The following is a 14,393-nucleotide window of genomic DNA, read 5'->3' as shown; positions in this document are numbered from 1 at the left end:
AGATGAGAGCTATGGGGTATTAGTTTTGCTATTTTGCTGGTCATCCTGGCAAGCTTGATCGCAAGCCGATGCCTTGCGGAACTCCAGTGCCAGCTTCTCGCTCACTTTAGCCAGCGATACTTCCATGGCATGAGCCTCTTCCTGCTTACCTTGATGGGCAGCCATTACCCCCAGGCGGAACATGGCATCGGTATTGACGGGGTCTAGGCTAAGTGCACGTTTATAGCTGAGTTCAGCGGCATCAGCTTGTCGCAGGTGTTCCTGAGCCAAGCCCAGTTCATACCAGGCTTCCGCATTATCAGGCTCCGCCCCTGTCCATTGCCCTGCAATCCGTGCCAACGCGTTCCAATCGCCCTGTAGCTCAGGAATAGCGATCAGCAGGAAATATAAGCGGGACTCTTGAGTAGCCTCCCATAAGGCCTGGCCTACCAATGGAAATCGCGTTTCCGGCTGACGTTGCTCCAATTGCTTAATCCACTCCACTGGCAGCGCATAATAATAAGCTTGGCGCCCCAAGGTCTTGAAAGTGTTAATGCCGACTAATTCGCCATCTTCGTTATACAGCCCGCTGCCACTGGCGCCCAGGGCAAATTTTGCCGTGCTGCGGATGATATGGGCCTGGTCCAGTGCATATAAAGACTTAATACTACCGACTGAAATCATGGGGGAGGCAACACCATTGGAGTGACCGATGGCGATGACTTGCTCATCCTTCTTGAGCTTGCTGGTATCGCCCAGAATAACAGGCTTGAAAGGCAGGGGGTCAGTGTTGAGGATGCAGATGTCATGCCACATATCAGCCTGTACAGACAGCACCTGGTAGACATCTTCGCCGCGGGATACCCAGGGTTTGCCGGATTCGCGCAGCACATGACAATTGGTCAAGACTTTATTGCTGGCGATGACAACCCCTGAGCCGTAACCTAGGCCGCCATCAGCACGATAAGCACGCACCATCACGGTGGAGAAAAAAGGTTCGAGGATTTTTTGCCGATCCAGCGCATGCGCCTGATTTGCTGACAAGCTGCAGGCTAGGCCAGAAATTAGCACGATCAATAGATTACGCATTACACCTCCGAAATGGACTATGAGAGTGCTGCTCATGCGAATCACCATGCGATCAAGTGCACGTGGTTGGAGCAGGCCTGATAAAATCAAGTCTTCCCCTCACTGGTGAGTTGAAGTGATTGTCACTTTCCCAAATAGTAAATACAAGTTATTTCAACCTTTTCCTCCGGCAGGCGATCAACCCGCCGCAATTGAGCAGCTAACTGCCGGCATAGAGCAAGGCCTGAAGTTTCAAACCCTGCTTGGGGTAACTGGCTCCGGCAAAACCTACACCATGGCCAATGTCATTGCCAGAACTGGCAGGCCCGCCATCGTCATGGCGCCCAACAAGACCCTGGCCGCGCAGCTCTATTCGGAGTTCAAGGAATTCTTTCCGGAAAATGCGGTTGAGTATTTCGTTTCTTACTACGACTATTATCAGCCGGAAGCTTATGTACCTTCACGCGATTTATTTATCGAGAAGGATTCCAGTATCAATGATCACATTGAGCAGATGCGTCTCTCGGCGACCAAGTCGCTGCTGGAGCGCGAGGATAGTGTGATTGTAGCCACCGTCTCGGCGATTTACGGTATTGGCGATCCGGGTGAATACCATGGCATGGTGCTGCATATTCATGTTGGTATGAAAATCAGCCAGCGGGATATCGTCAATAAGTTGATTACCATGCAGTATGACCGCAATGATTTCGACTTTTCGCGCGGAGCATTCCGCGTGCGCGGCGATGTACTGGATGTCTTCCCCTCGGAAAACAGCGAGACCGCGGTACGTATCAGTCTGTTTGATGACGAGATAGAGAGCATTACCGTCTTTGATCCCTTGACCGGACAAATTTTCAACAAGATCCACAACTTCCGCATTTTCCCTTCCAGTCACTATGTGACCGCACGTGAGGCCACAGTGCGTGCGATGGAAACCATCAAGCAGGAATTGCGCGAGCGCGTGGATTTCTTTATCAAGAATCAAAAATTGGTCGAAGCCCAGCGTATTGAACAACGCACGCGCTTTGATCTGGAAATGCTCAACGAAATTGGCTTCTGCAAAGGCATTGAGAACTACAGCCGTCACCTCACCGGGCGCCAGGCTGGCGATGCGCCACCTACTTTGATTGATTATCTGCCAGCTAACGCGCTGATGATTATTGATGAAAGCCACGTCACAGTGCCGCAGGTGGGTGGTATGTATAAAGGCGATAGGGCGCGTAAGGAGAACCTGGTGGATTACGGTTTCCGCCTGCCATCCGCGCTGGACAATCGTCCGCTCAAGTTCGAGGAGTTTGAGCGCATCATGCGTCAGTGCATCTTTGTCAGCGCCACGCCGTCCGATTATGAGGCTACACACCAGCAAGCGGTGGCAGAGCAAGTGGTAAGACCGACTGGCTTGATAGACCCTGAAATTACCGTCAAGCCCGCCGACACTCAGGTGGATGATCTTTTATCAGAAATCAAACTGCGAGTGGCCGTGGGCGAACGTGTGCTTGCCACGACCTTGACCAAGCGTATGGCGGAAGACCTCACCGATTACTTGGCCGAGCATGGCGTCAAGGTACGCTATCTGCACTCCGATATTGATACTGTGGAGCGGGTAGAGATTATTCGTGACCTGCGCCTGGGAGAGTTTGATGTGCTGGTCGGCATCAACTTGTTGCGCGAAGGTCTGGATATTCCCGAGGTCTCTCTGGTAGCGGTACTGGATGCTGATAAAGAAGGCTTCCTGCGTTCCGAGCGCTCATTGATACAGACCGCAGGCCGTGCGGCGCGTAACCTGAATGGTACTGTGATTTTCTATGCCAATAAGATTACACGCTCCATGAAGCTGGCCATGGATGAAACCCAGCGCCGCCGAGCCAAGCAGATGGCATTCAATGCCGAGCATGGCATTACGCCCAAGGGCGTGGTCAAGCGCATCAAGGATATTATTGATGGCGTTTATGACAAAGACGAAGCCAAGCGCGAGCGTCAGGTTGCGCAAGAGCAAGCCAGCTATGAGGCCATGAGTGAAAAGGATGTGGTCAAGCAGATGAAGCGTCTGGAAAAAGCCATGCTGGAGAGCGCCAAAAACCTGGAGTTTGAAAAAGCCAGTGAGTATCGCGACCAGTTGAAGAAGCTCAAGACTTTGTTCTATGGTGCCACTATCCCGGATGAAACCGCGGAATAGCGTAAGACTTTAGGCATAGCAGCAGCTTTAACGCCGCTGCCTGGCAATAAAAAAGCCCTGACTTTGGTCAGGGCTTTTTGCATACTAAATAAGCTTACTTCTGCGTTTCAACCATCACCAGCGGTTCATCGCTGCTGGCTTTATCGTTCTTCTGCCATGCGGCTGGCTTGCGACCAGCACGCTTCACTGGTGCTTCTTCGACTACCACAGCCTTGACGGCTTCCGCCTTGGTTTCTACCAGTTGCAAACCAGAGTCGGCCAAGTCGGAAGGCTTTTCAGCTTCTGGCTTGCGGCGACGTGGGGCGCGAGGTTTCTTTTCTGGCTTAGGCTGCTCAGCTTCTGCTGTAGTCACTACGGTTTCAATCGTCTCGATTTTTTCCGCAGCCTTGGCAGGTTTGGCTTTAGGCTCAGCAGCAGCTTCGGTTACCGGAGCTTGCTCTATGGCAACCGCCTCAGTCTTGCTGGCTGGTAAGGAAGCTTCTACCGCAACTTCAGCAGCCTTCGTTGCTGGCTTTTCTGCGGGTGCTTTTTCCACTGCCTTCTCAGTCACGGTTTTTTCAACCACAGCCTTTTCAGCCACTACAGGAGCGACTGCTATTTCTGCAGGTGCAGCCTGCACTGGCGTGCTAACTTCAACCGCATTGAGTGGGCGCTCTTTATTTTCTTCGACTGCTGGGCGGTTTTCACGTGCGGCATTCTCAGGACGTGGCTGGCGCTCACGGCGACCATTGCGGCCACGACGGCTGCTGCGCTGTTCACCAGCAACCTCAGCATTGGCGTTTTCACCTTGTGCTGCTGTTACCGCAGGCTGTTGTGGTTTTTGCTGACGATCTGGACGTTCCGCGCGCTCCTGGCGTTCACCACGTTCTTGGCGTGGTTGCTGCTGGTTGCGTGGCTCACGCGGCTCGCGCTGTTCTTGCGGTTGACGGCGTTCATTGCCTGGACGTGCATCTCTGCGATTGTCCTGGCGTTGATCCTGACGCTGCTCATTGCCAGCTGGGCGCTCATTGCGTTCGTTACGTTCACCGCGGCGGTTATTGTTACGGCGCTGGTTACGGCCTGCATCCTTGCGCTGGGTTTCTTCTTCCGGCTTAGCTTCTGGCTTAGGGGCAGTGACATTAGCCAGCCAAGATTTGAACCTGCCCAGCAATGAGGTGCTGACTACTGGCTTTTCCTTGGCAATAGGCGCAGGGGAGGCGGGGGTAATACCCTTAACCGCTGCTTCTGGGCGCACAGGCTTAGGCTCATTCGCCACCACGGCTTCCAGAGTATCGGTAGGCAGTTCCACCATTTCATAGCTGGCGCGGCCAGATTCTTCCACATCATCATGGCGTATGCGCAGGATGTTGTAGTTAGGTGTTTCCATATGGATATTGGGGATCAACACCACTTCCACACCCATGCGTTGCTCAATCTTATAGATTTCGGAACGCTTTTCGTTGAGCAGGAAGGTAGCTGCTTCAACCGGGAGTTGAACCTGGATGACAGCGCTGTTTTCCTTCATGGCTTCTTCCTGCGTAATGCGCAGGATGTGCAATGCCGTGGATTCTATGCCGCGGATATGGCCGGTGCCATGGCAGCGTGGGCAGGGGATATGGTTAGATTCACCCAGGCTTGGACGCAGACGCTGACGCGAAAGCTCCAAAAGGCCAAAGCGGGAGATCTTGCCTGTTTGTACGCGGGCGCGATCGTGATGCAGGGCTTCGCGCAGGCGGTTTTCCACTTCACGTTGATTGCGCTGGCTTTCCATATCAATAAAGTCGATCACCACCAAACCGCCCAAATCGCGCAGGCGCAATTGGCGGGCTACTTCATCAGCAGCTTCAAGATTGGTATTGAACGCAGTTTGCTCGATATCGCTACCCTTGGTGGAGCGGCCAGAGTTGACGTCGACAGACACCAAAGCTTCGGTGTGGTCTATGACGATGGCACCGCCGGAAGGCAGGCGAACTTCACGCGCAAACGCGGACTCGATCTGATGCTCAATCTGGAAGCGTGAGAATAGTGGAATCTCATCGCGGTATAGCTTGACGCGGGAAACATTGCCCGGCATCACATGATTCATGAACTGTACGGCTTGTTCGTGGATATCAGGCGTATCAATCAGAATTTCACCGATATCAGGCTGGAAGTAGTCACGAATGGCACGAATTACTAGGCTGCCTTCCTGATAAATCAGGAACGGGCCGTTTTGAATGGTGGAGGCGCTTTCAACCGCAGTCCACAATTGCAGCAGGTAATTCAAATCCCATTGCAGTTCTTCCACACTACGGCCTATGCCAGCGGTACGGGCAATGATGCTCATGCCAGCTGGCACTTGCAACTGAGCCATAGTGTCACGCAACTCGTTGCGCTCTTCACCTTCGATACGGCGAGAAACACCGCCGCCTCTTGGGTTGTTAGGCATCAGCACTAGGTAACGGCCAGCCAGCGAAACAAAGGTGGTGAGGGCAGCGCCCTTGTTGCCACGCTCGTCTTTGTCCACCTGGACAATCAGCTCCTGGCCTTCTTTGAGTACATCTTGAATGCGTGGGGAGCGGCCAGATTCGCCATCACCGAGGAAGTAGCTGCGGCCAACTTCCTTGAAAGGCAGAAAACCGTGACGGTCTGTACCGTAATTGACGAATGCGGCTTCTAGGGAGGGTTCGATGCGGGTGATGACACCCTTGTAGATATTGCTCTTACGTTGTTCTTTACCAGCGGACTCGATATCGAGATCGATGAGCTTTTGTCCGTCGACAATCGCGACGCGTAATTCTTCCGACTGCGTCGCATTAAAAAGCATGCGTTTCATTAAGGGCTCCCGCGCTCTTGAGCGGGTGCAGGCCTATGCCAGGCAGGGCAGCAGCGGTACGACTGAAAGTATTAGATGAGCCTGAATGCAAGCATCAAAACATGGTACGAGCAGAGAATAGTCGGCAGGTGGTCACGCGTAGCAATAGTTTCTCAATTTTTCAGCTAGGCAGTTCTATGCCGTGAGGCTGCTTTTTCCTGATATTCCTCTGATTTTGAGAGGCTTTAGGCTGCGTCTTGTGCTGCCTGGAAAAAGATTTTCCAATCTCGCCATTAGGGCGGTATCGGCTTGAATTTGTTAACGAAAGCTCTTGTAAACTATTGGGTTCCAAACCCCGGCATTGCTAATTCTGTCTCGGATTAGCCGACGTTATCGGCTAATATGTTGTTTTTTTCAGTATGTCCTGGGCTGTTGCGCCACATGGGCCAATCGGGCCTGCAGCGGATAGAGCGCAATTTCAGTTACATAATCGCTACTTGTTTTTAATTGGCGAGCGAGATAACCAAGGTGTTTGAATCTGAGGTTGTCATGCCTGAAGAAGCGCTTAGCGCATTAACTTCAAGGTGTACGTAGTATAGGTGAGATGACTAATTTAAGCAAAACAAGTAAGCAATTTAATCCCGGCGCTGTCAATCTTTTGACGATTGATGAAGGTGGCGACGGACAAAGAGTAGACAATTACCTGGCAAAAATCCTGAAAGGGGTGCCAAAAAGTCATATTTACCGCATTTTGCGTAGCGGAGAAGTGCGCGTAAACAGTAAGCGTGTTGATGCCAGCAGCAAGCTGGCATTAGGCGATCAAATCCGTGTGCCGCCAGTGCGCATGATGCAAAGTAATACCGAGCCTAATTCTCATCTTCCCGTTGCCTCCAAGTTTGAAGATGCCGTGTTGTTTGAAGATGAAGCGCTGCTGGTGCTGAACAAGCCTGCGGGGTTTGCCGTTCACGGGGGTAGTGGCATCAGCCGGGGTGTAATTGAGCAATTGCGCTTAGAACGTCCACATGCCAAGTTCCTTGAGCTGGTGCATAGGCTGGATCGTGATACTTCCGGTGTGCTGTTGCTAGCAAAAAAGCGCGCAGCCCTAGTGGCTTTGCACGATGCCATTCGCAACAATCAGACCGATAAACGTTATCTGGTGATGGTGCATGGGCAGTGGAAAGACCAGAAGCGCAAGGTCAAATTGCCCTTGCATAAATATGTATTGCCTAGTGGTGAGCGCAGAGTGTCGGTGCAGGATGACGGTCAGGATTCTGAGACTAATTTCTTCCTGCGCAAGCCCATGGGCGAATTTACTCTGCTAGAAGCGCAATTGGTCACGGGACGTACCCACCAATTACGAGTGCAATTGGCGCACTTGGCTTTCCTATTCTCGGTGATGATAAGTATGGCGACTTTGAGCTCAACAAGGCGCTGCAGAAGCGCGGGTTGAAGCGTATGTTTCTACACTCTGCGGAAACGGCACTGCGCCATCCATTGAGTGGTGAAAAGCTGAAATTAATCGCCCCCTTACCAAAAGAACTTGAACGATTTATTGAAGTGCTGCAAAGCCAGAAAGCAAGTAAGGATGACAAAGCAGTTTGATTTGGTGGTGTTTGATTGGGATGGCACGCTCGCTAACTCAACGCAGATTATTGTAGACAGCATACGTGGCGCAGCACTGGAAACAGGCTTGCCAGACCCGGGACAGCAAGCTGCCAGCAGCATCATAGGTCTGGGGCTGCGCGAAGCCATAGAGCAATTGTTTGGGGTGATTAGCCAAGCGCAGATTGAGCAAATGGCAGCGGGCTATAACAAGTATTACAACGCCAAGCAGGATGATGTGTTGTTGTTTGATGGGGCTTATGACGCGGTAAAGCGCTTAAATCAGCAGGGCACCATGCTGGGGGTGGCCACAGGCAAAGGCAGACGTGGCCTTAACCATGCGTTGGAGCATAGCGGGCTAGGAGCTTTGATGCATGGCACGCGCTGCGTCGATGAGTGCCACTCCAAGCCGCATCCGCAAATGTTGCTGGAGCTGATGGATGAATTTGGCGTGGAACCCAGCCGCACCCTGATGGTCGGCGACACCAGCTTTGATCTGCAGATGGCAGAAAATGCTCAGGTAGCCAGTCTGGGAGTGACGTATGGCGCGCATCCGCTTGAGCGTCTGCTGCCACATTCACCTCTGGCACATTTCGAAGATTTTGCTACACTCGCCCAATGGCTGGAACACAACGTGTAATCTGCCTCAGCGCGGATTTGCTGGATGGCGGAAAAGGGCTGCGTTTTGCCTTGCCGGAATTAGGCGAGGGAGTAACAGGGTTTGCTGTGCGATTTCAGGGCAAGGTGTACGGCTATGTCAATCGCTGCGCGCATATCCCGATTGAGTTGGATTGGAACCACGGTGATTTTTTTGATGTCACTGGCCAATACCTCATTTGCGCTACACACGGGGCGCACTATCAGCCTGAAAGTGGATACTGTGTTTTCGGTCCATGCCGTGGCCAAGCGCTTGAGGCGCTGCCAATAGAAGAGCAAGCCCCGCAAGTATTGATCAACCTTGAAAGCTAATGCATGTCAGAACAACCTCAGAATAATCCCAATTGGGAGCGCGAAACTCTGCAACAACTGGCTCTGGCCACCGTCAAGGAAAAGCGCCGCTCACGCCAATGGGGCATCTTTTTTAAATCATTGGGCTTTGTTTATCTCTATCTGATTCTTTTCTACGCATTGGGCTGGAATGAAAGCTCCAGCACTACGGTAGAGCACACCGCCTTAATTGATATCAACGGCGTAATAGGTAGCGATGATGCGGTCAATGCCGACAGTGTCATCAGCAGCCTGCAAGCCGCTTATGACAGCAAGGGCACCAAGGGCATTATCCTGCGCATCAACAGCCCCGGCGGTAGCCCAGTGCAAGCAGGCATTATCAATGATGAAATCAAGCGTCAACGCAAGCTGCACCCCAATGTGCCTGTGTATGCCGTGGTGCAGGATATTTGCGCCTCTGGCGGTTATTACATCGCCGTGGCTGCAGACAAAATTTATGTAGATAAGGCCAGTATCATAGGTTCCATAGGGGTGCTGATGGACGGCTTTGGTTTTACAGGGGTAATGGAGAAGGTAGGTGTAGAGCGCCGCCTGATGACTGCGGGCAGCAATAAAGCCATGCTGGATCCTTTCTCACCAGTAAACCCCAAGCACAAGGAATTTGCCCAGCAGATGCTGGATCAAATCCATGCCCAGTTCATTACCGTGGTGCGTGATGGTCGTGGCAAGCGCCTTAAGGAAACGCCAGACACTTTCAGTGGCTTGTTCTGGAGTGGCGAGAGCAGCGTGGAGCAGGGCCTGGCTGATGGTTTGGGTAGCTCGGATTACGTTGCGCGCGAAGTGATCAAACAGAACAATATTGTAGATTTCACTGCCAAGGAAGGTCTGGCAGACCGCTTTGCCAAGCGTCTGGGTGCCAGCGTAAGTGCTAGTTTTCTGGGTAAGAAGCTGACTCTGGAATAGACGTTTGATTAGGCGGCTCGCCTAATCAACACAATAAAAAAGCCACGATTTATCGTGGCTTTTTTATTATTTTACAGCAGCTTATTTCCTGAACTTGAAGTAGTTAATCAAGCCATTGGTGGAGCTGTCATACTCGGTAGTAGCTTGGTTGTCATCCAGTTGAGGCAGGATCTTCTTGGCAATCTGCTTGCCGTACTCCACACCCCACTGATCGAAGGAATTGATATTCCAGATCACACCCTGCACAAAGATTTTGTGCTCGTAGATGGCGATTAGCTTGCCCAGGGTTTTGGGGGTGAGTTTGTCAAACAGTATGGTAGTGCTAGGGCGGTTACCTTCAAACACCTTGTGCGGCAGCAGGGTTTCCAGCTCATCTCCGCTCAGCCCTTGCTCAATCAGTTCGGCCTTGGCCTCATGCAGGGTTTTGCCTTGCATCAATGCGCTGGTTTGCGCAAAGCAGTTAGCGAGCAAGATGAGGTGATGCTGGTTGCCGTTTTCGCCCAGCGCATATTGGCTTTCCAGCGGCATCATGAAATCGCAAGGAATCATGCGATTACCCTGATGTATCAATTGGTAGAAAGCATGCTGGCCGTTGGTGCCAGCTTCACCCCAGATGATGGGGCCTGTGGTGCATTGAACCACGCGGCCATCCCGGGCAATGAATTTACCGTTGCTTTCCATATCGGCTTGTTGCAGATAGGCAGGGAAGCGCGCCAACCCTTGGTCGTAAGGCAGAATCGCTAGGCTATCCGCACCAAAGAAGTTGTTGTACCAAACGCCCAGCATGGCCATGACAACAGGTATGTTCTGCTCCAGCGGTGCGCTGCGGAAATGCTGATCTATCTCATGGCCGCCTTGCAGCAAGTCCTCGAAGTTATCCATGCCTATATAGATGGCAATCGACAGGCCAATGGCAGACCACAGTGAGTAACGGCCACCGACCCAGTCCCAAAACTCGAACATATTCGAGGCATCAATACCAAACTTCTTTACCTCGTCGGCATTGGTGGAAATAGCAACGAAGTGCTTGGCAACATGGGCCTCGTCTTTAGCTGCCTTGAGGAACCAGGTGCGCGCAGAGTGCGCATTGGTCATGGTTTCCTGCGTAGTGAAAGTCTTGGAGGCGACGATGAATAGTGTGGTTTCCGGGTCGCATTGCTCTAGGGTTTGCGCCAGGTGGGTGCCATCAATGTTGGAAACAAAGTGTGCATTCAAGCCAGCTTGCGCATAGGGCTTGAGTGCGCCACAGACCATGACAGGGCCAAGATCAGAACCGCCTATGCCTATGTTGACGATATCGGTAATATGTTTGCCGCTATAGCCCTTCCATTCGCCTGAGCGTATGCCATCACTGAATTTACGCATTTGCGCCAGGACGCGGTTGACCTCAGGCATGACATCCTTGCCGTCTACCAGTACTGGGGTGTTGCTGCGGTTGCGCAGGGCGGTGTGCAGTACCGCGCGATTTTCGGTGAAGTTAATCTTTTCACCCGAAAACATGCGCTCACGCCATTCGTCCACTTTGGAATCAGCCGCAAGCTTGAACAGTAGCTCCAGGGTTTCTTCGGCAATGCGATGCTTGGAGTAGTCCAGCAACAGTCCTTCAGCATTCAGGGAGAATTTCTCAAACCTATGGCCATCCTTGGTAAACATGTCCCGCATTTGTAGCGGGGAGACTTCATTGAAATGGGCGGCAAGGTCATGCCAGATCGGGCAATTGGTTGGATTAGTCATTGCGAGCTGTATTATTGATTGATAGGGGGATGTTGCTTGGCTAGGCCAGTTAATCGTAATGATTCTATTCAATTCTGCATAAATAAACAATTTAAGTATTGTTAAGTATTGCGATCAAGCAGGCTGACGTTAGACCATATTGCTGGCTAAGTTTATAGGTGTAGCGTCATAGTGATTGATTAATTAGTCAAATCTGGCTATAGTTGCATGTTTTCCACCTTGCCTTACCGCCATCGCATGCGGAAGGCTGTTAATCCACAAGGAGAGTCTATGCGACATTATGAAGTTGTATTCATCGTCCACCCGGACCAAAGCGAGCAAGTGCCCGCGATGATCGAACGTTACCGCACTCTGGTAACTTCCAATGGTGGTGCTATCCACCGCCTGGAAGACTGGGGTCGCCGTCAACTGGCTTACCCAATCCAGAAAATCCACAAGGCACATTACGTGCTGATGAATATCGAATGTAACCAGGCTGTGCTGGACGAGCTTGAGCATGCATTCAAGTTCAACGATGCTGTTCTGCGTCACCTGACACTGAGCACCAAAGATGCTGTGACAACTGCTTCCCCTATGATGAAGGAAGAGAAGTCCAAGTCTTTGTTGGCTAAGGAAGAAGGCGCAGCTGCAACCGAGCAAGCCTCTGCTTAAGTGAGTTTAAACCGGCTGGAGGTGAGTGGCGAAGTAACGCAAATGGCGGAGCTGCGCTACACCCCGGCAGGTATACCAGTGCTGAGTTTTAATCTGCTGCATAGCTCTGAGCAGATTGAGGCCAAAATGAAGCGCAGGGTTGAATGTAGTGTGCCTAGTGTGGCCATGGATCAACTGGCGTTTCAAGCGCAAAAACTGGAAGAGGGAAACCAGGTCAAATTAACCGGTTTTCTCGCCAGGCGTAGCTCAAAAGCACACAACTGGTATTGCATATCCAAACATTAGAGAAAATTATCTGAAAGGTTTTATCATGGCACGTGACATGTTCAAACGCCGCCGCTACTGCCGCTTCTCGGCAGAGGGCATCAAAGAAGTAGATTACAAAGATGCAGACCTGCTGAAGGACTTCATCAACGAAAATGGCAAAATCATCCCAGCTCGTATCACTGGCACCAAGGCCAGATACCAGCGTCAGCTGACTACTGCAGTGAAGCGCGCACGCTTCCTTGCACTTCTGCCATACACTGACAAGCACTAAGAGGTGAGACCATGCAAATTATTCTTTTAGAAAAAGTAGTAAACCTGGGCAACCTCGGTGACATCGTTAAGGTTAAAGATGGTTACGGCCGTAACTTCTTGATTCCTCAAGGTAAGGCAAAGCGCGCAACTGAAGCCAACAAGGCTGAGTTTGAAGTGCGCCGCGCAGAACTGGAAAAGCAAGAAGCTGCTCAATTGGCCAGCGCACAAGCGCGTGGCGAAAAGCTGGCTGGCTTCCTGCTGCAAGTGACTCAGAAGGCTGGTGTTGATGGCCGTTTGTTCGGCTCCGTTACCACTGGTGACATTGCTGAATCCTTGACTGCTCAAGGTTTTGCTACCAGCAAGGCTGAAGTGCGTCTGCCAGATGGTCCTTTGAAGACTATTGGTGATCACCAGATCAATATCGCGCTGCACCACGATGTGGTTGTTGAGATTACGGTTTCCGTACTCGGCGAATAAGCATCTAGTCCCGACCTAGTTCGGAGACAGTAAAAAGGCTGCCTAGGCAGCCTTTTTTATTGCCGCCAGCCCAGCCTTTGCGTCGAATCAATGGGGCTAAATTGCTATAATGCCGCATGGCTGACGATACCTTAGAAGCACTAAAACTCCCCCCACATTCCGTAGAAGCAGAGCAATCCGTACTGGGTGGCCTCTTGCTTGAAAACGAGGCCATGGATCGCATCGCCGACATCCTAGGCCCAGACGATTTTTATAGGCACGACCATAAGCTGATTTTTCAGCATATCAGCCGTTTATTTGAGCGCAGCAGGCCCGCAGATATCGTGACAGTGGCAGAGTCGCTGGAAAATGCGGCCGAGCTATCAGGAGTAGGGGGCTTGGCCTATTTGGCCGCGCTAGCACAGAACACCCCCACTGCCGCCAATATACGCCGCTATGCGGAAATCGTGCGTGAGCGCGCCGTCATGCGCAAGTTGGTAGAAGTTGGCTCCAGCATTGCCGAAAGTGCATACAATCCATTAGGTCGTGATGCCCAGCAACTGCTGGATGAGGCCGAAGCCAGAATTTTCCAGATTGCAGAAGGCGGCAAGCGCTCTACTCAAGGTTTTTTGGATATGAAAACCTTGCTTCCGCAAGTGGCAGACCGAATAGACACTTTGTATCAACGTGATAATCACAGTGATGTCACAGGTATTCCTACCGGGTTTTCTGACCTGGACTCCATGACCTCGGGCATGCAGCCAGGCGACTTGATTATTGTTGCTGGCCGTCCCTCCATGGGTAAAACGGCATTCTCCTTGAACATTGCCGAAAACGTAGCGCTAGATACCGGCAAGCCTGTTGCTGTGTTCTCCATGGAAATGGGCGCGACGCAGTTGGTGACCCGTATGATAGGTTCCATAGGCAAGCTGGATCAGCACCGCATGCGTAACGGTAACCTCGAGGACGAGGACTGGGTGCGCCTGACCACAGCACTGGGCAAGCTGAACGATGCGCCTGTATATATTGATGAAGGTGCGGGCTTAAGCTCGTTTGAAGTGCGTGCAAGATCTCGACGTCTACATCGCCAAGTGGGCGAGCTGGGCTTGATTGTCATCGATTACCTGCAGCTGATGACAGGTACATCAGCAGGCGGAAAAAGCGAAAACCGCGCTACGGAAATTTCCGAAATATCCCGATCACTCAAAGCCTTGGCGAAAGAACTTGATGTGCCCGTGATTGCTTTGTCGCAGTTGAACCGCAGTGTGGAACAACGACCGGACAAGCGTCCTGTAATGTCGGACTTGCGTGAATCTGGCGCGATTGAGCAGGATGCCGACTTGATTCTGTTCATTTACCGTGATCAGGTTTATAACCCGGATAGCCCGGACAAGGGCACGGCAGAAATCATCATCGCCAAGCAGCGAAACGGCCCGATTGGCCGGGTACGCCTGACCTTCCTTGGGGAAAATACACGCTTTGAGAACTTCGTCGGCCAATACGACGATAGCTACGGCGAATAGT

The 14,393-nt window shown here is 51.8% G+C and carries 12 protein-coding genes and 1 pseudogene; 10 read left to right on the top strand and 3 right to left on the bottom strand.

What is annotated here, in order from left to right:
• Positions 1-9: 9 nt before the first annotated feature.
• On the bottom strand, positions 10-1,068 hold the full coding sequence (locus JCM2850_RS03595) for a S1 family peptidase (RefSeq protein ID WP_025869811.1): 1,059 nt from the start codon (positions 1,066-1,068) through the stop codon (positions 10-12).
• A gap of 115 nt (positions 1,069-1,183) precedes the next feature.
• Between JCM2850_RS03595 and uvrB the strand changes: the two genes are divergently transcribed.
• Positions 1,184-3,223 (top strand): excinuclease ABC subunit UvrB, encoded by a 2,040-nt coding sequence (gene uvrB / locus JCM2850_RS03590; protein WP_025869810.1) that lies wholly within the window; start codon positions 1,184-1,186, stop codon positions 3,221-3,223.
• A gap of 94 nt (positions 3,224-3,317) precedes the next feature.
• On the opposite strand, the gene JCM2850_RS03585 is transcribed toward uvrB, so the two are convergent.
• Complete coding sequence (locus tag JCM2850_RS03585) at positions 3,318-6,017, bottom strand: Rne/Rng family ribonuclease (protein ID WP_025869809.1); 2,700 nt, start codon at positions 6,015-6,017, stop codon at positions 3,318-3,320.
• Between the two features lie 583 nt (positions 6,018-6,600).
• Here JCM2850_RS03585 and JCM2850_RS16840 point away from each other — a divergent pair.
• The 4 genes and pseudogenes from JCM2850_RS16840 to JCM2850_RS03565 all read left to right on the top strand — a co-directional run bounded on the left by JCM2850_RS16840 (position 6,601) and on the right by JCM2850_RS03565 (position 9,509).
• A pseudogene (locus JCM2850_RS16840) lies at positions 6,601-7,598 on the top strand (RluA family pseudouridine synthase).
• Positions 7,582-8,238, top strand: coding sequence for an HAD-IA family hydrolase (locus JCM2850_RS03575; RefSeq protein WP_025869808.1), 657 nt, complete (start codon positions 7,582-7,584; stop codon positions 8,236-8,238). The pseudogene JCM2850_RS16840 and the gene JCM2850_RS03575 overlap by 17 nt, the downstream one beginning before the upstream one ends.
• Positions 8,217-8,567 (top strand): Rieske (2Fe-2S) protein, encoded by a 351-nt coding sequence (locus JCM2850_RS03570; RefSeq protein ID WP_025869807.1) that lies wholly within the window; start codon positions 8,217-8,219, stop codon positions 8,565-8,567. Before JCM2850_RS03575 ends, JCM2850_RS03570 begins: the two co-directional genes overlap by 22 nt.
• A gap of 3 nt (positions 8,568-8,570) precedes the next feature.
• Positions 8,571-9,509, top strand: a complete 939-nt coding sequence (locus JCM2850_RS03565; RefSeq protein ID WP_025869806.1) for a S49 family peptidase — start codon at positions 8,571-8,573, stop codon at positions 9,507-9,509.
• 81 nt (positions 9,510-9,590) lie between these two features.
• On the opposite strand, the gene pgi is transcribed toward JCM2850_RS03565, so the two are convergent.
• A complete protein-coding gene (gene pgi / locus JCM2850_RS03560; RefSeq protein WP_025869805.1) occupies positions 9,591-11,243 on the bottom strand; it encodes a glucose-6-phosphate isomerase in 1,653 nt (550 codons plus the stop codon).
• A gap of 270 nt (positions 11,244-11,513) precedes the next feature.
• Here pgi and rpsF point away from each other — a divergent pair, with 270 nt between their 5' ends.
• The 5 genes from rpsF (at position 11,514) to dnaB (ending at position 14,392) form a co-directional block, all read left to right on the top strand.
• Positions 11,514-11,894 carry a 30S ribosomal protein S6 gene (gene rpsF, locus JCM2850_RS03555; RefSeq protein ID WP_025869804.1) on the top strand — a complete coding sequence of 127 codons (381 nt, stop codon included), beginning with the start codon at positions 11,514-11,516 and terminating at the stop codon, positions 11,892-11,894.
• Positions 11,895-12,179, top strand: a complete 285-nt coding sequence (gene priB / locus JCM2850_RS16835) for a primosomal replication protein N (RefSeq protein ID WP_369384813.1) — start codon at positions 11,895-11,897, stop codon at positions 12,177-12,179. It begins immediately after the preceding gene.
• Between the two features lie 25 nt (positions 12,180-12,204).
• On the top strand, positions 12,205-12,432 hold the full coding sequence (rpsR, locus tag JCM2850_RS03545; RefSeq protein WP_025869803.1) for a 30S ribosomal protein S18: 228 nt from the start codon (positions 12,205-12,207) through the stop codon (positions 12,430-12,432).
• A gap of 11 nt (positions 12,433-12,443) precedes the next feature.
• On the top strand, positions 12,444-12,890 hold the full coding sequence (gene rplI / locus JCM2850_RS03540; RefSeq protein ID WP_025869802.1) for a 50S ribosomal protein L9: 447 nt from the start codon (positions 12,444-12,446) through the stop codon (positions 12,888-12,890).
• 116 nt (positions 12,891-13,006) lie between these two features.
• Positions 13,007-14,392, top strand: coding sequence for a replicative DNA helicase (gene dnaB, locus JCM2850_RS03535; RefSeq protein ID WP_025869801.1), 1,386 nt, complete (start codon positions 13,007-13,009; stop codon positions 14,390-14,392).
• The last annotated feature ends 1 nt before the right edge of the window (position 14,393 follow it).

This window comes from Methylobacillus glycogenes JCM 2850 (assembly GCF_000617925.1).
Classification (GTDB): domain Bacteria; phylum Pseudomonadota; class Gammaproteobacteria; order Burkholderiales; family Methylophilaceae; genus Methylobacillus; species Methylobacillus glycogenes.
Note: the sequence above shows the minus strand (reverse complement) of the source record. Positions and strands in the feature narration are given on the sequence as shown.